We start from the raw sequence: 23,503 nt of genomic DNA, 5'->3' as shown, positions 1-23,503 counted from the left end.
CAAGACTACTCTTTGCCAAACGTCGTGTCACCTTTTTTGAAACGGGTGGCAACGTAAGTCTGGCCGACCTTGCCGAGCACATATTGCTGGTGCTGGAGAATACCGTCGAAGGGCGCTGCTTCGCTGAACCAAAACTTCTTTACGGTTCGCTTTTGGTAGATGAACTCTTCGAGCTTTGTCGAGAATTCGCGATTGCCCAGTTTCAGTGTGTCGTCGGTCACCTTCGTCGGCTTGACGGATTTGCGCTCTGCGAGCTTAAAGACGTGCTTAATCACGTTCAAGCTTGGCCCAGGTATATGGCCGAGGTGATTTGGATGATGATGATATGTCTTCGTTTGAACGGACAATTCGTGATCGCCAACGTTCACCGCTTCGAATCGTAAGCACAACCTAGTCTCATCGCTGAACTCGACGAAGTCTCCGGCTTTTGTGCTCGACCAGCGCTCCCATTCGCTCTTGGGATGCAAGCAAGTGTTGAGGGTCTGATCGAACAGTGTTTGAGCGTGGCCAGTTGTCGCCTGCAGAAACAGAGCAGCCACTGGCAGAAAAATGCTCAAAAGCTTCATGATGGGGCTCACCAGGTTTGGCGGAGATTCAAGGTTCGATTATTCCGCGATTTTGCAACGTGTTCAACATGCTGATGCGCCTGTGGCCGGCCTGCGCGTATTCGTTTCGTCTTGCGTCGCAAGCACACATTTACCAGTCCGCAGAGTCTCGTTTCTTAACGCAGTCCGCGCAGCTTGCCGATAGTAACTCTATCAACACCCCGCCAGGTTATCCAAATTCCCCAGTGATAACCTTCCCTCTGCCCCACATCCTTGCGGAGCCAACATGGTGGCCAGCGTTCTCCCCATTGAAGATTTGAGCGGCCTGCGAAGTTACGTCCAACAGACCCTGTGCGAACAAAATCACTTAGAACCCGGTGCCTTTGAGATTTCGGAACGGATTCTGATCCGCGGCAAGCGGCCCTGCGGTCTGTTCTTTTGCCTGCATGGCCCCCGTAGCGTGAAGCTCACGGCCATCTGGGAAACGGATCGTAACACGATCCTGTTTTACAACTCTCAAGGCGAACGGATTCATAAGACTAGTTTGCTTCGCGCCCCGAAGTTTGCCATGCCAGAAGCGGAACTGTCCGCCGTTGGCGCTGGTGCGTAATCGCAGATCGACACAGATTTTCAACCAGTGCTGACTAATGTTCAGTGCTCAGCTTTCTGAATCACAATAACAAAAACCATTTCATACACGGAGGTATGTTCCATGCTTGTACTATCGCGTAAAGAGGCCGAGAGAATTCGTCTGGGCGATTCGATTGTCGTGACTGTGGTCCGGGTCTCGGGCGACAAGGTCCGACTGGGCATCGATGCACCCGCAAATATTGTCGTCCTCCGCGAAGAACTCGAACCGCATGCGGCCGTGGCCGACCTGTCGTTCGAAGACATGGCGATTGGCCTCAGCTAATTTCCCGAAGCCGCACCCTCGAAATCTCGCCTGCTTCCATGTTCTAATGAGAAGCTGGTCCGGCGCGACAGGTCGCAACAACGTTGCCCGCCGCGCTGGACCATCAACTTGGCGAGTGTTTCTTCTTCCATTGAGAGTGCCGGCACCGATGCGACGTATATGTTCGTTGTTCGTTCTTGGACTGCTTCCGCTAGTTGCCATCGCCCAAGAGGCACTGCCTCCGCCGTTTGATGTGCCCGATTCAACGGCAAAGACCGAAGCGGAGATGAAACCCTACACCGAAGTGCTCGAACATGCGGAGGGGAAGTTTCAAATGCTGCCGATCAAAGGTGGCAAGTTCTTGATGGGGAGCCCGCCGACCGAAAAGGGGCGAAAGCCCGACGAAGGTCCGCAGCACGAGGTGCAAGTCGATCCCTTCTGGATGGCCAAATTCGAGATCTCATGGGACGTTTACGACGTTTGGGCCTCGGACCTCGATATCTTTCGCCGCGAGGCACTGGGGACAGCTCCCAACGCGCGGGACAAAGCGGCCGATAAGTATCAACTTACACAGCCGACCAAACCGTACACCGATATGAGCTTCGGCATGGGCAAACGCGGCTATCCCGCCATTTGCATGACTCAGCATTCAGCCCGCGTGTTTTGCCAATGGCTGAGTGTGAAAACCGGACGTTACTATCGCTTGCCCACCGAGGCGGAGTGGGAATATGCGTGCCGCGCGGGAACAACCACGGCCTATTCATTTGGCGACGATCCGGCAGATCTTGGCGACTACGCTTGGTACACCGACAATAGCGAAGAGAAGTATCAGAAAATCGGCCTGAAGAAGCCCAATCCGTGGGGCTTGCACGATATGCACGGCAATGTTGCCGAGTGGGTGCTCGATCAGCACTCGACCGATTTTTATGGCAAGCTGATGGGTAAGATCGCCGTGAACCCGCTGGCTATTCCGCTCACTGAATACAACCGCGTGGTCCGCGGCGGCTCGTGGGATAGCGATGCAGTGGCTCTTCGATCTGCGTCTCGGGTGGCTTCGCACGCCGATTGGAAACAACAAGATCCACAACTGCCGCAGAGCATCTGGTATCTGACCGATGCTCTCGGTGTAGGCTTTCGCGTCGTGCGTCCGCTGACCGAACCCACTGCAGCCGAACGGGCTGCCAAGTGGGATAAATCAGAACCGCCGCAAATCGATCGCGTGAAGAAACCCGAGTGAGTCAGAGGTAAGAAGGCGAGCGATTCTCCCTCGCCTCTCGTCCCTCACCCCTTCTCCTATCGCAGCCGTTCAAACGTCATCGCACCGATGTTAGCCACTTCGGTCTTCAGTGGCATGTGGAACTTGTCGGTCCCATCGAACAGGATGATGACGTCCTTCTGCGTGCCGTCGCTTTCCAGCGACTTGATCGTCAGCTGATCACCTTCTTGCGAGATGAACTGCCACTTTCCTTCGCTCTTGTAGGGCTGATTGTTGTTCACGCCCGAAAGGACCATCGCGCCTTCCTTGGTGAACTCAATGCCCATCTCCATTCTTTCGAGATCGGCAATTTGCAGCGGCGTGAGCGATGAGCCGACCGACTCCTTGTCGACGACCATCTTGCCGTGCCAGGCACCAGGCAGACGCTGTGCCGGTGGTGGGCTGCCAGAGCCACAGCCAACGGAAGCAACCGCCAGGGCGGCGAGAAAAGAACCGAGAACTGTGGATTGAACGAACCGTAGCATGGTGATCCTCCTTGATCGACCAGGGTGATGAGCTGTAGCTCAGCGGATGCTGGCGAGCTGTCAGCTATCGAGCGTTTAACCGATCGCTGCCTGCTGCGCGAAGCTCCACTAAGATTATCGACCTAACTTCCGGGTTTCGCTTTGACAAACGAAAACGCGGGCTTGATTTTTTTACCGTTGATATCCAACTCCATGCGAAGATCGGCATGTTCGGCATCGAGCGGTGTGAATCTTAATTCTGTTTCTTCGTCTTTTCCTGATTCTTTGACCATTAAAAGTAACGTTTTCCCTTCGGTTTTTACGAAACGCCACGACCCCGTTCTCTCTTGCTTGATGGGGCCAATGCCGGCAATCGAGCTGAACGCTCCGTCGCCGTTCATCGTCACTCGAACTTCCGGGCTGCCGACAGACATGAGGGAGGCCACCAGCGGATTGGCATCAAAGAACTCCGCGGGAATCGGCTTACTGGGATCGATATTCCACGTTCCCACCACTTGCTGTGCCGGACTACAGCCAGTGGTCAATAGCGTCAGGCAGCCAAGACCAGTCAGCACGACGAAACGACGAACGTACGCAAACATCATGAGAAATCGAATCCTGAAAATTCTGACGGCAATCGATCGGGCAATGCCCGCTCGCCGCACTTTAGCAATGTGCATCTGAGGGGACAACGTCAGGTTGTCGCGGGTGCTAGCGACCTCCCTCCCGGTGCTACTTTCTTCGTTGCGAACTACGCGGCACAACCAGCCAGCCGTTCATCCCCCACCAGTTTCGCAGTCGCTGACAAACCTCAGCGGGAAACTCCGGCGAGAACCAGAGCCCGATCCTTGGCCCCCGCGGCAGGCCACGAACCTCACCCGTTCGAATCCCTGCTTCCCTGCATTGCTCGGTCAGTTCGTTCAAGAATGCCTCGGTCACCTTGCCGTCTTTCGCCCGCGCCACGCCTGCTTGTATCTCCACGACAAATTGGGCCGCCGGCTTGCTCTTGTATAGCAACCAGCCAACGACAAGGGTGACGATCAGCACTCCGATGATGAGTGGGTCCAAGGGAACGACTCGCGTCGAAAGATAGTGTGGTCGGAGTAGCGCGTTCCGAGTAGCGTGGGCTTCAGCCCACGCTACGGGAATTAACCGCGGATCAAGGGAGTTCCCGAATCTTGATTCCCTTGAACTCGACCGGCGAACCTTCCGATTCGAGACAAAGAAAACCACTGCTCGGAGTGATGTCGGTGCCGCCGGAGACCTCTTCGCCATTGACCCAGAGGCGGACTTCACCGTTGATCGCGCGAATATAATAGTGGTTCCACTCGTTGATTCCCTTGCTTAGATTCTTCGTCGGAAAGCTCCGCTGACCATTGGGCGATGTCGGCGGGAACGGCTTCATTTTCACTTTGCCGACGGGAAACACGTCGCCGTTGGTGCTGAACCAATCGGCCTTCTTGCCGGTCGCTTTTTCGTAGTTCTCGGTATAGCCATGATCGAGCACTTGCACCTCAACTCCCTGCGGCAGGGAGTTCGGCTTCAGCCCTTCGAGCGATTCGGGAATCGCCCATACGAACACGCCGCTGTTACCGGCACTCTTCAGGTGCTGCCATTGCACGACGAGTTCAAAATTCTTGTACTGTTTCTCGGTGCGAATCACGCCGACCGGCTTGCCGGTGCAGTGAGCGACCCCGTCTTTCCACGACCAAGTATCATCCGCACAGTTGACGTTTTTGAAATCCGCTTCGCCGAGTGCAACCCAGCCCGGACCACTCGTGCCATCGATGGTCGCCTTGGGTAAAGCATCCTGGGCCATTACTCCACCAATTGAACTGCTGGCAATCAGCAGAGCGGCAGCAAGCATTCGAATCCATGAGGCGAGCAACATCGGCAGCATCCTTCGGCGGGAGGTGTTCACGGGAGCCAAACAAGCTCCGATGATACGCTTCGCCTTGGGCACGGTCGAGACTCGCACTATCGTCGGCGAAACTACTTCGCCAGCACTTCGAGCACTTCGTCGGCCCCTTGCGAACTGGCCAGCGAAGCGGCCGAGTTGCCGAGTTCGTCCTGGCGGGCAGTATTGGCACCGGCCTCTTTGAGCAATTGAACCGTCGAAGAACGGCCGGCGAGCGCGGCGAACATGATGGCCGTTTGATTGGTGCTGTTGGGCGAATCGACCTGCGCGCCGTGCCCGAGCAACAGGCGCAGTGCTTCGTCGTGTCCCTTAAACGCCGCCGCTGCAACCGCGGTCAGTCCCATGCGGTTGCGCCCTTCAAGCTCGATCGTCGGTTGCGTAAGCAGTTGCTCCATCACTTGCCGGCTATCGTGATAGGCAGCGACGGTCAAAAGCGTGTCGCCCCGTGGACTACGAACGTTGGGCGTGAAGCCCTCTTTCAGGTACTCGGCAATTGTCACGGCGTCATCGTCGCGAGCAGCTTGAAACACGATCTCGGTGAGCTTGGCCTGCGTCGCCTCATCGAGCACGACGCCTTGTTGATCTGCCAATTGTGGCGAATGAGGAGTAGGCAGCGAATAGTAGTAGCCACCCCCAACAGCTGACGCGATCACCACGATTGTGATAACGGCGATTGCTGCGCGAAGGAGAGTACGACGCATGACCAATTCCTCAAACGGAAGAGATTTCAAAAGGCGATATTCAAACTACAAACGGGCATCAAAGTTCGAAGGACAACCTTCGAACTTTGAACCTCCAGCAAACATTGTTACTTGCCGCCGCCAGTTGCCCGCGCGGCAGGAGTAGCAGCATTGAGTGCCCGCTTCCACATGGTTGGTTCTACGTCTTTCGTGGCGCTGACGAGTGCTTTGACTTCGCCCAGATCGTCACCGAGCGCTTCTGCCAGGCGAGAGCCGTAGTCGGCGTCTGCCTGATAGAAGAAGCCCACCATCCGCTGACGAACCTGCTTGTCACGGACCTTTTTCATATCGCCCGCAAGATTCGAAATCAGGTTCGCTTGTTCCGACTTCGAGAAGCTGCGATAGAGTTCGCCCGCTTGTTGAAAGTTCAGCGTTTTCGCAATTCGCTGCTGCTCGACGCTGCCGACAAGGTTAGCTTGAGAGTACTTGGCCGCCGGGTCTGCGTGCACGTTCACCGACACGCTTGGTTCGTAATTCACGTCCGACTTAGTTTCGCCGAAGTTCATCGCCCCATGTTGGCTGTTATTCACTACATCAACGACGGGGCGATTGATAGGCAACATCAAGTAGTTCACCCCGATGCGATAGCGCTGCGTATCGGCATACGAAAACAATCGCCCTTGCAACAAACGATCTTCCGAGGGCTCGATCCCCGGCACAATCATTCCCGGCGAAAACGCTGCCTGTTCGGTTGCTTCGAAAAAGTTACCTGGCGTGCGGTTGAGCGTCATCTTGCCGACCTTCAATTCCGGCACATCGATCCAGACCTTCGTCGCGTCGAGCGGGTCGAAATCAAAACCATCGAGTTGTTCGGGCTTCAGCATCTGCACGCCCAGTTCCCACGAGGGATACTCACCCTTGCCAATCGCCTGATAAAGATCCTCGGTGTGATTGCTGTGATTCATGGCTGTCGCTTCGGCGGCTTCCTTGGCAGTGTGCCGCTTGTGTCCCTGCATTGATCGCCAGTTGAACTTCACATAGGTCACTTGGCCATCGGCGTTCACCCACTTAAAGGCATGCACGCCAAAGCCGTCCATTTGCCGCAGATTGGCTGGCGTTCCCTGGTCTGAGTAGACAAACGTCAACATCTGTGTGCTCTCGGGCACATGGCTAAAGAAATCGAAGAAGCGGTTCGGATCCTGTTGGTTCGTCACCGGCGAAGGCTTCAGCGAGTGAACCATATCGGGAAACTTCATCGCATCGCGAATGAAGAACACCGGCAGGTTGTTGCCGACCAAGTCCCAGTTGCCGTCTTCGGTGTAGAACTTCACGGCGAAGCCGCGCGGGTCGCGCAGCGATTCGGGCGAACCGCCGGGATGAATCACCGTCGAGAATCGGACGAAGACTGGCGTCCTCTTTCCCTTGGCTCCGAAAAGTTTTGCCCTGGTGTGCTGCGAATAGTCGCCATAGCTGACGAATTCGCCATGCGCACCAACGCCGCGGGCATGCACAACTCGTTCGGGGATACGTTCGCGATCGAATCGCGATAGCTTCTGAATCAGGTGAAAATTATCGAGCAGCACGCTGCCGCGGGGACCAGCCGTGCGCGAGTTCTGGTTGTCTCCCACGGGCTGCCCGCCATCTTCCGTCAAAACGCGGCCGGGTTCCGCCGCACTTATTGCCGGAAGCGTATTCGTGGCCATGGCAACAGCCACCGCCATTGCGGTCAAATATTTGGTGAGAGTCATGTCAAATTCCTTCTGGTTTAGGGAAAGGCTTGCCAGCAGCGCGCGGCTCCAGCTTCGTGAAGCATTATTGCCTTAGGGCAAGCAATGATTCCAATTCATTGCAATCCTAGTTACTATGCACAAAAAGCATAGATGGGATGGGAAACATGGAAATCACTCAACTCCGCTACTTCCTCAAGCTGGCCGAACGTGGAAATTTTACCCGCGCAGCAGAGGATTTGTTGATCACCCAACCGGCGCTGAGCAGGTCGATTGCCAAGCTCGAGGCGGAACTGGGCCAGCCCGTGTTCGAACGACATGCGCGGACAGTGGAACTTACCGACTCCGGCAAATTGCTCCTCGCACGGGCTGAGCAGATTTTGACGCTTGTCGACGATACGGTTGCCGAGATCACCGATGATGGTCGAACCGGGCGAATCAGGCTGGGGACGATTCCCACCATCGCTCCCTACCTGTTGCCACCCCTCTTGCGCGGGTTCGCCACTAAGTGTCCACAGTCGAATGTGATAGTCTACGAGGAAGTAACCGAGAAACTGCTGCAGCGAGTACTGCATGGCGAGATTGATCTGGCAATTCTCGCGCTACCGGTTCCCAAGCAGTACCTGCATGTCGAAACATTGTTTGAAGAGGAATTGCGACTGGTACTTCCCGTCGATCATCCGCTGAGCAAGAAGAAGCAGATCGTACTCGATGACTTGCAGCCTTATTCGTTCGTGCTGTTGGACGAAACGCACTGCCTGTCGAACGACATCGTCTCGTTCTGTCGCCAGCGGTCGCTTCAGCCAGTCTCAGTCGAACGGACCAGCCAACTCGCCACGGTTCAGGAATTGGTCTCACTAGGTCATGGAGTTTCGCTCGTCCCAGCCATGGCCTGCAATCTCGACGATAGTCCTCGCCGCATCTACCGCCACCTGGCCGGCACTCAGCCAACGCGTACCGTAGCGCTCGTTTCCAATCCCTACCGCTTCGAGAGCCGGCTGGTGAAGCTGTTTCGCGACTTCGTAAAGTCGTTCCGATATACGATGAGAAAGTGACGTCTTACCAATGAACGACTAATTCAGCGAGGCATCGGGCGGCACATGCTTTGTCTTCATCGCTGGTGCCATAATCTGCTCGGCAATGCCTTGCACGACTCGTTCCCACAGGTCGTCGGCCTCGTAGAAAATCAACTCTTTGCCCGCTTCAGTCACAAGCCAGCCCCCGGCTTCAAGCTCCCCTTCCAATTGACCGGAACCCCAGCCCGCGTAGCCATTAAAAACGCGAAACGGCTTCTTGGAGTGTGTGATTACTTCGCGCAAGTGATCTTCGCGAGCTGCAAAGTAGACGCCATTGATGATCTGCGCTTCCGACTGCTTTTTTTGCGTATGGACAACGACGAGTGGGCCCTGCACAGGCCCGCCGTAGTGAATGGGTCGATCGGAGGCGACGGTCCCGTCGATGCCATACTCCTTGGCAATCGACTCCCAAACTTCCGCCAGCGAGTTATTCAGAGGGCGATTCAAGATCAACCCAAACGCCCCTTCATCGTCGTGTTTCACCATTAGTACGACAGAGCGGAAGAAGTTGCCATCTCCCAAGTGAGGCGAAGCAACGAGTAACTTGCCTTGCAACGATTGCATCGGTGAAACCTTGCAGCCAATGAGGCGTGTGCGGTGCTCTGGAGTCAGTTCACTAGTTTAGCCGCTGGCGCAACGAGGTGAGACAGGGCAGAGCCAGAGAGGGAGTGAAGGAGAAAACGTACGGCGACGCTCAGTTCATTTCCTAACTCCCAATTCCTGCCTTTCCATTACCCATTCCACAATCTGAACTCCGCACTCAAGCGAACCTTCTCTTCCCGCCGAATGTCGCTAGAATGAACGTTGCGAGGAATTACCACTCGCAGCACTGGGGGCGAACTGGATTCGACCGGGTCGCTAGAAGCGTCAGTGGCGTGCCGTGGTTGATCTGTTGGCCACGTTAAAAGCAGATCACACTTTACTAGCCGAGAGCAATCTCAGCCTTGCAGCCTAGTTAAATAGTCTGCACGGATTGCGGGTCTTCACCGGAGAGATCCAAAAATCCGTTGCCAATTCCGGTTCGCCGCGTGTCATGTCGGAAACGCACGCGGTTCAAAAAGTTTCTGGCTGGTCGAGAACGTAGTGTGCAAACAGACGACGTGATCGACGAGACTTAAATTGATTGCTACGCACGTAGAAGCTGCCGTGGAAAGATCGCGGGACGCGGGTTCAATTCCCGCCGCCTCCATACCCTTGGTTTGTTGAATTGCGGCATTTACCGCATTTCCCAATAAACCAAGGGTTTTTTCGTGCGCGGAGGTAGCTCCATGCGACTCGGTGCCACCCGAAACGGCAGTGTACTGCGTCACTTTTTCATCGCCTACTATTGCCCGTTCAAAGTCAGCATCCGTCACATCGACATAGTGTCGCATCGCCACCGCTTGAGTGTTGCCAAGCCACTTTGCAACAACGTGCAAGGGATACTCGCCAGCCAAATCTGTCTGATCGCTTGCCCTCATGGAATGCCACAAGCGTGTCGAACTCTTGAGTCCAGCGCGACCAATGATCTTTTCCAGCGTCGTCCGCAGGTTCGCATTCGCCCACCGGCCCGGCCCTTGGGCCCGCTTGCGATATTCTTCGGGGAATATGACGCCCCCGTCGAAGCCCTAGGAAAGAAAAAGCCCGGAGCCGACTCGATGCGAGTTAACTTCGGGCCAGGGTTCTTAGTTTTAAGGCTTGGATTTCGGCAGCAATTATGGGGAACCGGGTGAACCAGAAATTGTCTTTCTAGAGTGACTCGGTTGAACGACCACCTTGTCAACAGTGCTGACAGGGCCCGCAGTGAGAGGTTTCCCCGCTTGCCAGTTCACGCCCACCCAGGTCTCGGATGAGGCGGACTTCAGTTGAATAGCGATGCCTCTTCCCACGGTGGCCGGCACGACTTTCATGCCTTCCACCTTCGCCGGTCGGCTTTCGGGAATCAGCGCCGTCACCCACAGCGCCTCGTTGCCTACCTGCCGGGCCATTACCCACCGTTGCCGATCGGGAACGAGTCCGACGCCTGGAGCGTCGCCCCAAACGACCCGGACGGGATTCGAACTGTGGCAGAGCCATTTCATCGACAACGGGGGACTTTTGAGAATGCTCTTGTAGGGGGCTTGAATGTTGCCCCAATCGATCCACCAATCACCGCTGACGTTCATTTCCTTCAGATTGCGGGGAACATCGTAGCCGACGCCCGGCGGCGTCGGACTGACATCGCTGTTCTGATAGACGGACTCCGAAAGGGCTGTGCCCTCAAGCGGCGGGATGGCCTTGGACTCGGCGCTCGTTCCGCGAACATCGCCGTAGCAGGCAAAAGTCCAGTCATAGGTGTGTTCGGTGTCGGAAGTCGCCCGGTCGACCAACAACTGGATTCCCTCAACGAATATCAGCGCCCGTTCTAGGCGAACTCCGGGATACGCGCTTTCGTCAGATATGACCACCACCTGCGGCCCTTTCGCCGGTGTGCTGAGATATTCGACCTTCCCCTCGCTTTTCTGCTGGCAAGCTTTGTCGACGGTGATGGTGTTGTGACTGATCGTGTTTCTGGCCCAACTGTAATGCAGCGGGTTCCTATAGCTCGATCCGCAGTCGTCGTGCAGAGGTTGCCCGCCCGCATAGCTGACCATGCCGAGCATATCGTAGTGGCAATGGCCGCCGTGCTGTTTGCCGTGGCGAATGAGGGCCCAGTTCTCCTCACCCGGCGGCCCTCCGTCGTGGAGAATCGTGATCCCAAAGTCGGGATAATTTCGCGACTTCATCTCGACTTTCTGCGCCGGCGGCAGATCCGTTACGCCGAATTCCAGATCCTTGCCTTTAATGAACGGTATGAGGTGTGGATCGCGAGTGACCCAGTAGGCGGCAATGTTGCTGGCCGGATACGGGTTTCCTAGGCCGCCATCGGCGATGGAAACCAATTTTTCATCGGGACGCATGGCCAAAATGGGAAAGCGATAGAACCGCCGTAGCCGCTCACCTAGCGCTTCGTCGATTTGCAGCAAATCAAACCCGTAGAGTTTTAATTCGGCCAGCATGGGCGTGAAGAAGATCTCCGTGGTGATGTGGTAGGAAAGGCTGTTTTCCAGCCATCCTCCGTCATCTCCAATCCTCTTCTCGACGATGTTCATGATCCCCCTCCTGTCCCTTAAGGACCACGCGACGAAGGGAGGCCAATCCAACGCTAGCCCCGCCATGGAGACTGCGCAGGCGGTAGCCATCGCCAGATTGGGAGTGCCGGATCCCCGCTGCATGGCTTCCTCCAGGCTGGGAATGATCCATCCGGCACCAATGGTTTTCAGATCTTCATCCGAAAGCATGTTGGCCGCCCGCAGACGCCTGATACACAGGAGCCCTTCGAGGGAGAACCGCGCTTCATCGCCGACCAACCAAATTAAACGGGTTCCATACTTACACTGCGGCAGATTCGGATAAACGTCAGCCATTCCCAGCAGCATTTGGCGAGCCGCTTGGCCATATCGCTGGTCGCCGCTGACCATGGCGGCCATCCCCAACTCCGCCAGCGTGGCTCGAAACAGGCCGACGCGTTCGCTCCCCATTTTGATCTGTTCCGGCGTCCAACTCCTCTCGCATTCCTGGCATGTAACGACGCCGTTTTCCCCTTGGATGAGCTTCACTTTCTTGGGGCTATGCCAGACGTGAAAGTCGCCCTTGATCCACTGACCTTCGGCAGGCGGTAGGATGGGACTTCCCAACTCTTTGAGTTTCTCATCCATGCTTTTAGTGATTGCCCTGAATTTTCTTTGCGCCCATTCCTCCGTCGCTACCTTGTGCCTAATGGTTTTGACGAATTCTTCACCGGGGGGCGTGAGTTCCGCCGGCGTCGCCAGACGCAAGACGAAGGTCCCGCGCTTCAGTTCACGCAAACGCTTCTCCTGACTGAAGAATGTCAATTCACATTGATCCAATGTGAAGGGAGGCAGATTCTTGGCCGAGGTTGCATCGAGCGTGGCGATGACCTCAAACGCGACCTCTTTATTTGCGGGAACGTCGGCGGGCGGGGAAACGTTGATCTTGAAATGTTCCGTCGGGCCGGTTTGGGCAATCACCCGAGTATGGCTTTCGCTATCACCTTGCAACTTGAAGCTGAAACGGTACTCCAGCCCGCCGTCGGCCAGCTTTTGCCAGGTCCTTGCCTTGTAATCTTCAGAGACCCGCGTGTCGGCTCGTACCATCCCGGTCGCGAACCAAACGATAATCATCATGCCCAGTCGTGCCCCGAGCTTTCCAGTTAACAAACCTGGGACGAAATGAGCAGCGCGAGCAGTTTTTGTATTCACAGTCTCGTCTCTTTTGAAACACATTGGATATGTCGCCGAATCAATCGTCATAGGTCAACGGCTTGTCCGGAATCTAGTTCCGAGGTGATCCATCGTTGCTGACGGTGAGTTTGAACAGGCTTTGCAGTTTACCAGGCGCCTATAAGTAAATCCTCTCCGAGGACGGCCTCTCGGGTTCCGACCGAGAGATTGCACCGGACGCTCGATGTAATTTTTTCAGACGACCGCTCGCGCATCCGCTCCGGCAACGCGTCAGATGTCGCCTCGATCTTTCGCAAGCTGGCGCTGATGGTGCTCCAGCGTGACACTTCTCCAAAAGGAAGCCTGCGGGGCAAAAGACTCCAAGCAGGCTGGAACGAAGACTTCCTGGAACGGATTCTCTACGGTTTTTGCGGAGAATAAGATTCGATTGCCTTGACGCGCGGCCCTTCCCGCCAAGCTTGATCGGCAATCAATTCAGTATTAGTTGCTTTCGAGGCTTAGTTCTTCGCGCGCCGATCTACGCGAATCAAACGCTATGGGACTGAGGCCGCTCGCTTGCGGAGGTAAGACTTCGCTGGATCAGCCATCGTTACCAGGGCTGCACCGAGCAAATAGTCTGAAGCTCACCGTATTTTCATCATTTGCCGGCCAAATCTTCATGGTCGCACGGATAATTTCAAGAGTTGGTCCTGATTCGGGCGGGTTGATTCGGAGGTCTAACTTGTCCCAATCTCGACGTGCTAAAGGCAAAGCACTTAGTTCTGCGCCTGACAAGCAATCGTCGCCGAGTCAAAATACACCTCGTCAGCTAAATCAGCCAACAGTCACCGGCATATTGGCAATTGCAGTCAGCATGGCCGTGGCGATCATCGCCTGGCAAATGTTTCGCGCCCCGGATCCGCAACTGCTGGGGGAGCAGGTCTCACTCCCGATTGAAAAATCGCCGATTGTGGCCACTCTGAATGAACGGCTGGAGTGCTACAAGTATCTTCCAGACGAAGTCGCCCGTGCCGATGCGACTCATAGCGAATTCAGCAATGTGCTGTTTCAGGACTATGTACGCCCGGAAAGTTGCGGGAAGTGTCATGCTGAGCAGTTCCGTCAATGGCAGCAACATCCGCATGCGCGAATGAACGCCGCGGCGAACGACCAGACGGTAGTTGGCAGCTTCCAGGGCGATCGATTGTCATTGCAAGGCGGAGTGATCTCGATGTTCACTCGCGACAAGGAACGCTTTGTACGCTTACAACGCGGCGACCTCGACCGCACATTCTGCGTTTCTCGCACAATTGGTTCCCGCATCTTTCAATTTTACGTGGGGAAGCTCGTCGCTGGCGCGCCGCTACCCGACCAGTCGGTGGATCAAAGTGCGTTGCCTGATCAAGAAGTTGTCCTGCCGGTCGGCTATTGGATTACCAGAAAGAAGTGGGTGCCGGCCTACGATGTGTTCGACTTCATCGATCACGACCAACCGACCAGCGGATTCGATTTGTACGACCGCTTCAAGCCGGTGCGTTATTACGAGCGTTGTAGCCTCTGCCACACTACTCTGCCCGAGGCCGATCGCCTGCTGCTTGATACTTATCCACCAGCCGGCAATCGGTCGCCATTGCAAGTGAGTCTCTGGCCGCTATTGGAACAGTCGCTGCCTCGATTGGTTGCCAATGGGAACACTCATCCCGCGCTAAACGAGCAGGAGCTATTGCCGCTGCTCGATGAAATGCGCAGACAGATATCAGCGGAACGCACCGTCTCACTGGGGATTAGTTGCGAGGCATGCCATTTCGGCGGCCGCGAACATGCGCAGGCGAATGGGAAGGCACCCCCGCGTTTCGTTCCATGTTCGCCGCATCTCGTCGAAGCTTCGCGCGTTGCGAATCAACTTGGTCGCACGCCCAGTAACATTAACCATGTTTGTGGGCGTTGCCACTCGGCCGTTCGAGATCTGCATCCCAGCGGTGAATCGCATAAGAATTCGGCGGAGTTTCGAGACGCGATCGCCGGTTCTTGCTATTCGCAGCTTAAGTGCACCGACTGTCATGAACCCCACACGGCGACTGGTACTAAATGGGGTAAGACAGCAGAACAAGACGACAACAGCTGCCTCCGCTGCCACGAAAAACTCTCGTCGCCAGGCGCGCGCGCGGCTCATACTCATCATTCGGCCGGCAGTAGGGGAGACCGGTGCATGAACTGCCATATGCCACACACGACTGAGGGGCTGGAAGATGTTGTGCGAACGCATCGCATTTCATCTCCAACCGATACTGCCAATGTCCTGACTGGCAGCGCAAATGCGTGCAATCTTTGCCACTTAGACAAGAGCACCGCCTGGACTTTGTCGCGGCTAAACGACTGGTACGGCCGCACTTTTTCAAAGGACGATGTCAAAGGGATTGCTCCCGACAATCTTGCCGGGCGCGAATACTTAAGCAGTCCGATTGCAACTGTGCGATTCTCCGGTCTCGCTGCCGCCAAGCGCCAACAGGCCAAGTGGCTCTTACCGGAGATCATCAAGGAACTCGACGCACCCAAGCTGGTTCATCGGCAATTTGCGCATGATGCCGTTGAGGCTCTCCTGCAGCGCGACCTCGAACGTGACTTCGGCTACCGATTTTGGATGACGCCAACCGAACGCCGCGAGGTCCTGCCGGCCGTTGGTGCTGCGGCACAACAAGGCACCGTCGCTCCGCCGGACAAGACTCTGGACTAGCACCTGAGTTCTAGTCCGAATTGGCGAGCGTTCTTCAGGCTGATTCTGCACCACCAGCTTAGAATGGACTTACCAAGCGTCAGTGCGGAAGGTGACGGCGGGGAGTTTGTCGTTATTGAACAGATTGGCCCAGGTGCGGTTGTTGCCCCAGGCGTAACGGATGGCGACGGGCTTGGGGACTGCTGCTGACGAGACAACAACTGTGTCGCCGTCGATCTTGGCATCGGCCCAGTGGAAGACCTTGTCATCGCCGGCAATGGCGAAGCCTTGCAACTTGTCGCTGTGACGGGCGGTCAGCCCCTTCCCGGCGTGGCTGAACTTCACGCGCGCGGTATTGCCTTCAATGGCATGTGATTCGTAAACCGGCCCGTAGTATTCGACTGGCTTGCCATAGGCAATGCCAAGGGCCACGTTCGCGGCGCGGGCACCATAGCCAGATTTGATGATGGGGTGAATTCCAGGGCCGAGGTCAGTGCTGATGACCATTCCAGCATTGGGGAGTTTCATCAGCTTGAGGTAGTCTTCGTTGTAAATGCCCTCTTGAGTGCTGGGAACTGCCGCCGGCAAGGGAGTGAAGGCTTGAATCACCGGAGGTAGTGGATTGGCAGGGGCGGCGGTCGTTGCCGGTGTTGTCGCGACAGCGGGCGGAGCTTCCCAGGCACATCCCATGCCGCTTGGTTTTTGCACGTAGATGAAGGGGAATTCGCCGACGTTCCATTCATTCCGCCAACCACGAATCAGTGCGCCCATCATTGTGTACTGGTCGACGCCACCGACCTGCGTACGGGCTTCGCCTTGGTCCCACAGTACGCCGCGAATGCCGTACCCGACAAACGGCTTGATGTGGGCGGCATAAAGGTAGCCGATGGGCTTGCCCCTCACCGTGCCTGGAACGGGAGGCGCAGCTGGTAAGCGTCCCACCGTTTTGCCAGCGGCCTTGGCCTTTTCTGCGCCTTGCTTCCAATGGGGCAGATCGACTTCTTCAAATTTCTTGGCAAGAGCCGGATAGGCTTTGACATATTCGGCCATCAGATTTTGGGTCGGAACATCAGCTGCGACTGCCTCGGGACTGAGCCAAGCTCCCGATGGTGTGCCGCCTTCCGCACCGAGCATCATCCCGATGGGAACATTCAGTTTTTCATGCAAGCGAACAGCCATCGGAAAGAGGAGAGCAGAATAGGCTCCATTCGTGCCAGTTGCGGATACGGTCCAGCCCCCGGTGGCTTTGCAGCCACGAATCTGGGGATAACCTGTGGCGGCCAATTTGGCGAGCGTCGGATCGTTCTTGGCATAGCCCCCGACGGTGCCTGCCATGTTCGATTGTCCCGAGCCGACCCACACTTCGCCGACGAGCACGTCCTTTAGCGTGATTTTGTTCTTTCCCTCAATGTTCAATTCATCCGGTCCCCCGGCCTTCAGGCCTTGAAACTCAATACGCCACGCACCTTTGTCGTCTGCCGTTGCTTGCTGCTCTTGGTTGCGAAAGCGAACAGTCACCTTTTCGCCCGCGTCGGCAGTGCCCCACAACGGGGCCTTTCCCTCGCGCTGCAAGACCATGTGATCGCTGAAGAAGGGAGGCAGCTTGACGTCTGCTTGAACGGAACCAGCGGCCGCAGCAAGCAGCAATCCCATAGCGAGCGCCGCGCAGGTGCGAATCAGATGCATGCGAACTCTCCGGAAACTAATAATGGTTCAGGCGCTGAGCAGGGGCAAAACAACTTCTCAGCGGCACCATTTAGACTCTTTCCGGGGCGAATTGCAAGCTAAACACCAACGGATCGTGATCGATCTTCATCTTCGTAGCAAGTTGCAGCCGGTACGATGACGTTCCAAACCGTGCTTCCCGCGTGTTCTTGTGGGAACAATGGGATATAAGGAGCGAAGAACCAAGCTGCAGCACGAGTTACAACTCGAGCTGAGAAAAAGTCCCAATTCGTGTTGGATCGTTCGCGTTGGCCGGTAGTCCCCTGTGTCAAACACCTGCCGCGGCTGAATCGGCTGCGACATTAACACCTCAGCTTGAAGGAATGAAGCCATGTCCGCCAATAAATTGAGTGGAAAAGTCGCTGTCGTCACCGGAGCTTCGAAAGGGATTGGGGCCGAAATCGCCCGTCAACTGGCGGCCGCAGGGGCTGCTGTCGTAGTGAATTACGCTTCGAGCAAGGCCGGGGCCGACAAGGTTGTCTCCGATATTGAATCGGCTGGCGGGCGGGCAGTTGCCGTACAAGGAGACGTTTCGAAGGAGCAGGATATTCAAAACTTGTTCGCCGAAACCAAGAAGGCCTTCGGTCGCGTTGATGTGCTGGTCAACAACGCAGGAATCTACGAGTTCGCTCCACTCGAACAAGTCACCGCTCCCCACTTTCACAAACAGTTCGACCTGAACGTGCTCGGTTTGCTACTGACGACCCAAGAAGCCGTTAAGCATTTCGATTCGGAGGGTGGCAGTTTAGTGAATATCAGTTCCGTCGCAGCTGCCGGTCTTCCTCAGGGCTCGGTTTACAGTGCGACCAAGGCTGCAGTGAACTCGATCACTCGCGCATTGGCTCAAGAACTCGGTGCGCGTAAGATTCGCGTCAATGCTGTGAATCCCGGCATGGTCGAAACCGAAGGGGTTCACACAACGGGGATCGCTGAAAGCGACTTCCGCAAACAGGTCGAATCGCAAACGCCCCTCGGTCGAATCGGCCAGCCACAAGACATCGCCCCGGCAGTGGTCTATCTGGCGTCGAGCGACTCGGCTTGGGTGACCGGTGAAACGCTCTACATCTCGGGCGGGATGCGTTGAAATTGAGGAAAGTAGTCTTTACGCGGCCAATCGCGAACGTCATCCAGGGCCTGATGCAGCGGCCCTTCGATCGCCCGCACGAGGTTTTCGGTTTTGATGCCCGTACGACCGTTAAAGAGCACCGCGATATTCAGGCCGTCATAGCGGCGAATCAAGATTGTTGCGGTGCCAGGAAGCGAACCGGTATGCCAGGTGGTGAGCTTGCCATCGATAGGCCGCACATTCCAGCCCAGAGCATAGTAGGTTTCAGCTGAGTTGCTGGTCGATTGATCCGTCGCAATCTGTTCGGGGCGGGCGAACATCGCTCGAATGGAGTCCGGTTTCAGAATCTGGCATTTTTGCGGTGCATCGAATGCGCTGGCGAATCGCACGAGATCGACAGCCGAGGCAATCCAACCGCCGTGGGAGTCGAGCGATTCGAGATAGAACCCGCCGTAGGGCGACGGAACGGGTTTGCCGCGCGTCGCCTCAATAACTGAGGGGGACTCTTTAGAGTCGTAATAACGAACTTCGTGCTTGGCGCGCCCCTCAAGGTGAGATGCGCCGATTCGCATCGTACGAATCTGAAGCGGAGCAAGTACATGCTCCTTCACATACTCTTCGTACGGTTGCCGACTGAGCTTCTCGATCACTCGGCCAAGCAGGCAGTAGCCGTAGTTGGAATAGGCATAGCGCTCGCCCGGTTCAAAATCGAGCGGCAGCCCGAGCATGTTTCGAATGATGTCGTCGGGTTTGGCCGGGGCGGGCTTCTTCAAGGCATCGGCAAACCGCACGGATTGAAACATGCCGTCGAATGACTTCGCGCGGTCCCAGCCCCCGCGATGTTCGAGCAGGTGGCGAATCGTGATCTTCGTCTGCCGCTCGTCGAGTTTGGCATCACCCAGCAGTAGCGGTTCATACTCGAGAATATCAAAGACCCGACTATTGAGTTTCAGTCGGCGCTGTTCAATCAATTGCAGGATCGCGACCGCTGTGATGGGCTTGGAAATGCTGGCGATGCGAAACAGGCTGGTGGGCTCAACGGGCTTGCGAGCGGCGACATCAGCCCAGCCAAAGCCGCGGGCATAAACGAGCCGTCCTTGTTCAGTGATGGCGACGCTGCAACCGGCAACCTCTTGCTCGGTGATGAATCTTTCAAACAGTTGATCGAGCGAGACGTTCGTAGCCGGTCCGGTGGGCTCCGCAGCGGTGGCAGATTGCAGGAAGCAGAGACCGGCAGCCAGCAGCAGGATGTAGTGCTTCATTGCAAAGCCTTGGGTGAGCGTCGTCAGAAGATCGTTGCTGAATATAGTCCGCAGAGATTCTATGTTCTATCTGCATCTCTGCCTGTAGAAGGACTGCTGCCTGCGATTGCGGCAACGAAGGCTCGCAGTTTGACTTCGTCCAATTTCCCCAACGTCCGTACGCCGGAGCATACGTCGATGCCAAAGGGACGAACCGCGTGGATCGCAGCTGCGACGTTGTGCTCATTCAAGCCCCCGGCGAGAAAGACAGGAATCTGCACGGCGGCTACAATTCGCGCGCTGATGGACCAATCGTGGGTCCGGCCCGTACCACCGAGTTCTTTGATCGCCAGGCTTTGGTTTCCGGAATCGAGCAGCAGAGCATCGACACCGCGCTCGGCAATCTGGCAAGCCTCTACGAGTGATTCTTCCCCCGTGACGTGAATCACTTGCACCAGCGAGATACCGGGCAACGCAGTCCGCAGGTCGTGATAGTCGCCCACTTCCAGTCGATCGACGATTTGCAGCGTATTCACTCCACACCGGCGCTGCTGGATAACAATCTGCTCGACGCTTTGCTGACTGGTGAGCAGGAAGGAGCCAATTGCCGGGGGAATCGTGGCGGCAATCTGCGCAATCAACGTTTCCTCAATCGGCCCCGGACCGCTGGGCATTTGCGAGACGAGTCCCACTGCTGAGGCACCGCAGCGCACGGCAAGGGCCGCCTCTTGCACACTGGCAATGCAACAGATTTTGGCACGAGGTGGTCGAAACATCTGGTCTTTCTCGCCCGAATGTCGTGTTTGTAGTGGCCGGCCGATTTTAAATCAAAGACAACTTGAGTTGGCCAAGGTTCATCCCTCCCCGGTTCAAGGCAGATTTGTGTATTCTGGAAACACACACCTGTTATTCCGGGTCGCGGTAGCCTGCCCCGCCGTACTCATGTGAGTCCGCAGTCCAACGTATTTTCAAGTAAACAGGGGCGATCATGTCCTTTTTGTTTCGGCTCTTCGACTCCGCGGGATTCCCAGCCCGTTGGAGCTGCGGGCCTGGCTGGTCGGAGTCTCCCTGGCTGGGCTGGCTGCATATCCTTTCGGACCTGGGAATTTGGTCTGCTTATTTCGCCATTCCCCTGGTGCTGATCTACTTTATTGTGCAACGGAAGGATCTTCCCTTTCGCCGCATCTTCGTCTTGTTCGGCGCGTTCATTTTGTTGTGTGGGGCGACCCATCTCGTCGATGCAGCCATTTTCTGGTGGCCCATCTATCGCTTCGCCGGCGTGCTGAAGTTTGTGACGGCCGTGGTCTCGTGGGGAACTGTGGTGGCACTCGTGCAAGTGGTGCCGCGCGTCTTAGCGATGCGCGCGCCAGAGGAACTGGAACGAGAGATTGCCGCCCGTACCAAGGCCGAGAACGAACTTCAACTGACCAATGCTGAGTTGGAACAGCGGGTCGAGAAACGGACACTCGAATTATCGCAAGCCATGACCGAACTGGCAGCCGAACGCGAGCTGCTGCACACGACGCTGGCGAGTATTGGAGATGCGGTAATCGCCACCGATATCAACAGCAAAGTGACGTTTCTCAACTCGGTGGCCGAACAATTAACCGCCTGGACCAACGAGGAAGCCCGGGGGGTTCAGCTCGAAACGGTGTTCAACATCGTCAACGAGTCGACTCGCCAACCGGTCGACAACCCGGCGCTGCGCGCCCTGCGTGAGGGAGTCATCGTGGGGCTGGCGAATCATACTGTGCTCATTGCCAAGGATGGCACCGAGCGGCCAATCGATGATAGCGCAGCACCAATTCGCGATCCCCGCGGCGGCATTGCAGGCGCAGTGCTGGTATTCCGCGATATCACCGAGCGCAAGGAACAAGAGAACGAGCTAATTCGCGCTCACGCAGAACTGGAACGCAGAGTCGAGATGCGGACCAAAGAACTGGCTACTACCAATCGGTTTCAGCAGGCATTGCTCGAAAGTATTCAGGTCGGGATTGTGGCCTGCGATCAGCAGGGAGTTCTCACTCTGTTCAACAGAGCCACGCGTGAGTTTCATGGTTTGCCACTCACGCAAATTCCGGCCGAGCAATGGGCCGACCACTACGACTTATTCCAGGCGGATGGAGCGTCGCGAATGGCGATGGATCAGGTTCCCCTGTTTCGCGCATTGCGGGGCGAGAACCTGGTCGACGTCGAAATGGTGATTGCTCCCAAGCAAGGAGCGCCCCGCACTCTGGCCGCGAGTGGTAGAGCGTTTCACGATGATCGCGGCGAGTTGCTTGGCGCGGTGGTCGCCATGCACGACATCACATTCCGCAAGCAGGCCGAAGCTGAATTGAAGCGGATCAACGACGATCTGGAAGATCGTGTGCAACGGCGAATGGCTGACCTCACAACGGCCATGGCAGCGCTCAAGCAAAGCGAAGAGCACTTCCGCACGCTGGCCGATAACATCTCTCAGCTAGCGTGGATGGCCGACTCGGACGGCGCGTTGTTCTGGTACAACCAGCGCTGGTACGACTACACCGGCACCACGCCCGCAGAGATGCAGGGCTGGGGTTGGCAGCAGGTCCATCATCCCGATCATCTGGACCGCGTTGTTGCCAAATACAAGCAGGCGGTCGCTGAGGGCGAGCAGTGGGAGGATACGTTTCCACTGCGGAGCAAGGAGGGCGAATACCGCTGGTTTCTTTCTCGGGCTGTACCGATTCGCGATGAAACGGGTCGAGTGTTGCATTGGTTCGGCACCAATACCGATGTGACCGAGCAGCGTAAGATGGCCGACGAACTGCGACAGCTGGCTGCTGACTTGTCTGAGGCCGATCGTCGCAAGGATGAGTTTCTCGCTACCTTGGCTCACGAACTGCGCAATCCACTCGCACCCATCAGCAACGGCCTGCAGGTGCTGAAAATTGCCGGTTCGGCCGATAGCACCGTCATTCAAACGCGGACGATGATGGAACGGCAACTCGGCCAGATGGTGCGGCTGGTCGATGACTTACTCGACGTCAGCCGTATTACACGCAACAAGCTGGAATTGCGGAAAGATCGCGTTGAACTGGCCACAGTCATCAGCAGCGCGGTCGAAACAAGTCGCCCGTTAATTGAATCCTGCGGTCACAACCTGACGGTCGAAATGCCAAGTGAACCAATCTTGCTCGACGCCGACCTGGTGCGCCTAGCTCAGGTGTTTTCGAACCTGCTGAACAATGCAGCCAAGTACACCACCCGCGGCGGCAAGATTCAATTGCACGCCGAGCGTCGCGGCGATGAGGTTGTCGTCACCGTCACCGACAACGGCCTGGGCATTCCTGCCGCCATGCTCCCCAAAGTCTTTGACATGTTCACGCAGGTTGACCGCACTCTCGAACGCGCGCAGGGTGGTTTGGGCATTGGCCTCACGCTCGTGCGCCGACTGGTCGACATGCATGGCGGCACAGTCACGGCGCTCAGCGAAGGGGACGATCGCGGCAGCGTATTCACGGTTCGTTTGCCAGTCGTCGATCCGATCGCGAAAAAGGCCGCACCCGCGGCGGCAATCAAGTCGGCCAGCAACAGGCCTAAACGGAAGATTCTGGTGGCCGACGACAATGTCGACTCTGCCACCAGTCTCTCCCTCATGCTCAAGTACATGGGGAATGAAATGCGGATGGCGCACGATGGCCTGCAAGCTGTTGCTGCCGCGGAGGAGTTTCGCCCCGAAGTGATCCTGCTCGATATCGGCATGCCAAACTTAAATGGTTACGAGGCCTGCCGCCGCATTCGCGAACAAGAGTGGGGCAAGAAGATCTATCTCGTCGCTCTCACTGGCTGGGGGCAAGATGAAGACCGCCAACGTTCGAAGGAAGCTGGCTTTAACTATCACCTGGTCAAGCCAGTCGACCCGGGGATGCTCGAGAAGCTGCTGAATTCGCTGGTGGTTAACTCGTGAAAATGAGAAAAGAAGAGTTCTCTGAGTAC

20 protein-coding genes and 1 other RNA gene are annotated in these 23,503 nt (G+C 56.4%); 9 read left to right on the top strand and 12 right to left on the bottom strand.

The genetic code is table 11. The features are described 5' to 3' along the window. Positions 1 to 5: 5 nt before the first annotated feature. Positions 6 to 566 (bottom strand): hypothetical protein, encoded by a 561-nt coding sequence (locus tag ETAA8_RS28160; RefSeq protein ID WP_145096702.1) that lies wholly within the window; start codon positions 564 to 566, stop codon positions 6 to 8. Positions 567 to 831: 265 nt separating this feature from the next. On the opposite strand from ETAA8_RS28160, the gene ETAA8_RS28155 reads away from it, so the two are divergent. The 3 genes from ETAA8_RS28155 to ETAA8_RS28145 all read left to right on the top strand — a co-directional run bounded on the left by ETAA8_RS28155 (position 832) and on the right by ETAA8_RS28145 (position 2,674). Next, positions 832 to 1,155: a hypothetical protein gene (locus tag ETAA8_RS28155; protein WP_145096699.1), complete on the top strand. Its 324-nt coding sequence runs from the start codon at positions 832 to 834 to the stop codon at positions 1,153 to 1,155. Between the two features lie 102 nt (positions 1,156 to 1,257). Then, on the top strand, positions 1,258 to 1,458 hold the full coding sequence (locus ETAA8_RS28150; protein ID WP_145096697.1) for a carbon storage regulator: 201 nt from the start codon (positions 1,258 to 1,260) through the stop codon (positions 1,456 to 1,458). A gap of 148 nt (positions 1,459 to 1,606) precedes the next feature. Then, on the top strand, positions 1,607 to 2,674 hold the full coding sequence (locus tag ETAA8_RS28145) for a formylglycine-generating enzyme family protein (RefSeq protein ID WP_145096694.1): 1,068 nt from the start codon (positions 1,607 to 1,609) through the stop codon (positions 2,672 to 2,674). Between the two features lie 56 nt (positions 2,675 to 2,730). On the opposite strand, the gene ETAA8_RS28140 is transcribed toward ETAA8_RS28145, so the two are convergent. The 6 genes from ETAA8_RS28140 to ETAA8_RS28115 form a co-directional block, all read right to left on the bottom strand. Beyond that, positions 2,731 to 3,177: a hypothetical protein gene (locus tag ETAA8_RS28140; protein ID WP_145096691.1), complete on the bottom strand. Its 447-nt coding sequence runs from the start codon at positions 3,175 to 3,177 to the stop codon at positions 2,731 to 2,733. 122 nt (positions 3,178 to 3,299) lie between these two features. After that, complete coding sequence (locus tag ETAA8_RS28135; RefSeq protein ID WP_145096688.1) at positions 3,300 to 3,761, bottom strand: hypothetical protein; 462 nt, start codon at positions 3,759 to 3,761, stop codon at positions 3,300 to 3,302. Between the two features lie 127 nt (positions 3,762 to 3,888). Continuing rightward, entirely contained in the window at positions 3,889 to 4,224 is a 336-nt protein-coding gene (locus ETAA8_RS35010) for a DUF3634 family protein (RefSeq protein ID WP_202921322.1), read from the bottom strand. Between the two features lie 91 nt (positions 4,225 to 4,315). Then, complete coding sequence (locus tag ETAA8_RS28125) at positions 4,316 to 5,047, bottom strand: 3-keto-disaccharide hydrolase (RefSeq protein ID WP_145096681.1); 732 nt, start codon at positions 5,045 to 5,047, stop codon at positions 4,316 to 4,318. Positions 5,048 to 5,148: 101 nt separating this feature from the next. Beyond that, positions 5,149 to 5,775 (bottom strand): ankyrin repeat domain-containing protein, encoded by a 627-nt coding sequence (locus tag ETAA8_RS28120; protein WP_145096678.1) that lies wholly within the window; start codon positions 5,773 to 5,775, stop codon positions 5,149 to 5,151. A 107-nt stretch (positions 5,776 to 5,882) separates the two neighbouring features. Then, positions 5,883 to 7,502 carry a catalase gene (locus ETAA8_RS28115; protein WP_315851580.1) on the bottom strand — a complete coding sequence of 540 codons (1,620 nt, stop codon included), beginning with the start codon at positions 7,500 to 7,502 and terminating at the stop codon, positions 5,883 to 5,885. A 146-nt stretch (positions 7,503 to 7,648) separates the two neighbouring features. On the opposite strand from ETAA8_RS28115, the gene ETAA8_RS28110 reads away from it, so the two are divergent. Then, positions 7,649 to 8,536, top strand: coding sequence for a LysR family transcriptional regulator (locus ETAA8_RS28110; protein WP_145096675.1), 888 nt, complete (start codon positions 7,649 to 7,651; stop codon positions 8,534 to 8,536). Between the two features lie 18 nt (positions 8,537 to 8,554). Here the strand turns inward: ETAA8_RS28110 and ETAA8_RS28105 are convergent, their stop codons facing one another. Continuing rightward, on the bottom strand, positions 8,555 to 9,121 hold the full coding sequence (locus ETAA8_RS28105; protein WP_145096672.1) for a YqgE/AlgH family protein: 567 nt from the start codon (positions 9,119 to 9,121) through the stop codon (positions 8,555 to 8,557). A gap of 267 nt (positions 9,122 to 9,388) precedes the next feature. On the opposite strand from ETAA8_RS28105, the gene ssrA reads away from it, so the two are divergent. Continuing rightward, positions 9,389 to 9,749: a transfer-messenger RNA gene (ssrA, locus tag ETAA8_RS28100) on the top strand. Between the two features lie 502 nt (positions 9,750 to 10,251). Here the strand turns inward: ssrA and ETAA8_RS28095 are convergent. Next, positions 10,252 to 12,762 (bottom strand): heparinase II/III domain-containing protein, encoded by a 2,511-nt coding sequence (locus ETAA8_RS28095; RefSeq protein WP_202921321.1) that lies wholly within the window; start codon positions 12,760 to 12,762, stop codon positions 10,252 to 10,254. Between the two features lie 264 nt (positions 12,763 to 13,026). Between ETAA8_RS28095 and ETAA8_RS28090 the strand changes: the two genes are divergently transcribed. Beyond that, positions 13,027 to 13,239: a hypothetical protein gene (locus ETAA8_RS28090; RefSeq protein WP_145096667.1), complete on the top strand. Its 213-nt coding sequence runs from the start codon at positions 13,027 to 13,029 to the stop codon at positions 13,237 to 13,239. A gap of 301 nt (positions 13,240 to 13,540) precedes the next feature. Next, positions 13,541 to 15,532: an ammonia-forming cytochrome c nitrite reductase subunit c552 gene (locus tag ETAA8_RS28085; protein WP_145096664.1), complete on the top strand. Its 1,992-nt coding sequence runs from the start codon at positions 13,541 to 13,543 to the stop codon at positions 15,530 to 15,532. A gap of 69 nt (positions 15,533 to 15,601) precedes the next feature. On the opposite strand, the gene ETAA8_RS28080 is transcribed toward ETAA8_RS28085, so the two are convergent. Then, complete coding sequence (locus tag ETAA8_RS28080) at positions 15,602 to 17,197, bottom strand: hypothetical protein (RefSeq protein WP_145096661.1); 1,596 nt, start codon at positions 17,195 to 17,197, stop codon at positions 15,602 to 15,604. A gap of 370 nt (positions 17,198 to 17,567) precedes the next feature. Here ETAA8_RS28080 and ETAA8_RS28075 point away from each other — a divergent pair, with 370 nt between their 5' ends. Next, positions 17,568 to 18,320 (top strand): SDR family NAD(P)-dependent oxidoreductase, encoded by a 753-nt coding sequence (locus tag ETAA8_RS28075; protein WP_145096659.1) that lies wholly within the window; start codon positions 17,568 to 17,570, stop codon positions 18,318 to 18,320. Here the strand turns inward: ETAA8_RS28075 and ETAA8_RS28070 are convergent. Together ETAA8_RS28070 and ETAA8_RS28065 are read right to left on the bottom strand one after the other, a co-directional pair. Further along, on the bottom strand, positions 18,296 to 19,564 hold the full coding sequence (locus ETAA8_RS28070; protein WP_145096656.1) for a serine hydrolase domain-containing protein: 1,269 nt from the start codon (positions 19,562 to 19,564) through the stop codon (positions 18,296 to 18,298). The genes ETAA8_RS28075 and ETAA8_RS28070 overlap by 25 nt on opposite strands. A gap of 59 nt (positions 19,565 to 19,623) precedes the next feature. After that, positions 19,624 to 20,319 (bottom strand): phosphoribosylanthranilate isomerase, encoded by a 696-nt coding sequence (locus tag ETAA8_RS28065; protein ID WP_145096653.1) that lies wholly within the window; start codon positions 20,317 to 20,319, stop codon positions 19,624 to 19,626. Between the two features lie 212 nt (positions 20,320 to 20,531). Between ETAA8_RS28065 and ETAA8_RS28060 the strand changes: the two genes are divergently transcribed. Next, on the top strand, positions 20,532 to 23,474 hold the full coding sequence (locus ETAA8_RS28060; RefSeq protein WP_145096650.1) for a PAS domain-containing hybrid sensor histidine kinase/response regulator: 2,943 nt from the start codon (positions 20,532 to 20,534) through the stop codon (positions 23,472 to 23,474). The last annotated feature ends 29 nt before the right edge of the window (positions 23,475 to 23,503 follow it).

The organism is Anatilimnocola aggregata, from assembly GCF_007747655.1.
GTDB classification, from domain to species: domain Bacteria; phylum Planctomycetota; class Planctomycetia; order Pirellulales; family Pirellulaceae; genus Anatilimnocola; species Anatilimnocola aggregata.
Note: the sequence above shows the minus strand (reverse complement) of the source record. Positions and strands in the feature narration are given on the sequence as shown.

Coding starts and splice junctions, on each gene's coding strand:
- ETAA8_RS28160 (WP_145096702.1), bottom strand. CDS start 566: ATGAAGCTTTTGAGCATTTTTCTGCCAGTGGCTGCTCTGTTTCTGCAG.
- ETAA8_RS28155 (WP_145096699.1), top strand. CDS start 832: ATGGTGGCCAGCGTTCTCCCCATTGAAGATTTGAGCGGCCTGCGAAGT.
- ETAA8_RS28150 (WP_145096697.1), top strand. CDS start 1,258: ATGCTTGTACTATCGCGTAAAGAGGCCGAGAGAATTCGTCTGGGCGAT.
- ETAA8_RS28145 (WP_145096694.1), top strand. CDS start 1,607: ATGCGACGTATATGTTCGTTGTTCGTTCTTGGACTGCTTCCGCTAGTT.
- ETAA8_RS28140 (WP_145096691.1), bottom strand. CDS start 3,177: ATGCTACGGTTCGTTCAATCCACAGTTCTCGGTTCTTTTCTCGCCGCC.
- ETAA8_RS28135 (WP_145096688.1), bottom strand. CDS start 3,761: ATGATGTTTGCGTACGTTCGTCGTTTCGTCGTGCTGACTGGTCTTGGC.
- ETAA8_RS28125 (WP_145096681.1), bottom strand. CDS start 5,047: ATGTTGCTCGCCTCATGGATTCGAATGCTTGCTGCCGCTCTGCTGATT.
- ETAA8_RS28120 (WP_145096678.1), bottom strand. CDS start 5,775: ATGCGTCGTACTCTCCTTCGCGCAGCAATCGCCGTTATCACAATCGTG.
- ETAA8_RS28115 (WP_315851580.1), bottom strand. CDS start 7,502: ATGACTCTCACCAAATATTTGACCGCAATGGCGGTGGCTGTTGCCATG.
- ETAA8_RS28110 (WP_145096675.1), top strand. CDS start 7,649: ATGGAAATCACTCAACTCCGCTACTTCCTCAAGCTGGCCGAACGTGGA.
- ETAA8_RS28105 (WP_145096672.1), bottom strand. CDS start 9,121: ATGCAATCGTTGCAAGGCAAGTTACTCGTTGCTTCGCCTCACTTGGGA.
- ETAA8_RS28095 (WP_202921321.1), bottom strand. CDS start 12,762: ATGATGATTATCGTTTGGTTCGCGACCGGGATGGTACGAGCCGACACG.
- ETAA8_RS28080 (WP_145096661.1), bottom strand. CDS start 17,197: ATGCATCTGATTCGCACCTGCGCGGCGCTCGCTATGGGATTGCTGCTT.
- ETAA8_RS28075 (WP_145096659.1), top strand. CDS start 17,568: ATGTCCGCCAATAAATTGAGTGGAAAAGTCGCTGTCGTCACCGGAGCT.
- ETAA8_RS28070 (WP_145096656.1), bottom strand. CDS start 19,564: ATGAAGCACTACATCCTGCTGCTGGCTGCCGGTCTCTGCTTCCTGCAA.
- ETAA8_RS28065 (WP_145096653.1), bottom strand. CDS start 20,319: ATGTTTCGACCACCTCGTGCCAAAATCTGTTGCATTGCCAGTGTGCAA.
- ETAA8_RS28060 (WP_145096650.1), top strand. CDS start 20,532: ATGTCCTTTTTGTTTCGGCTCTTCGACTCCGCGGGATTCCCAGCCCGT.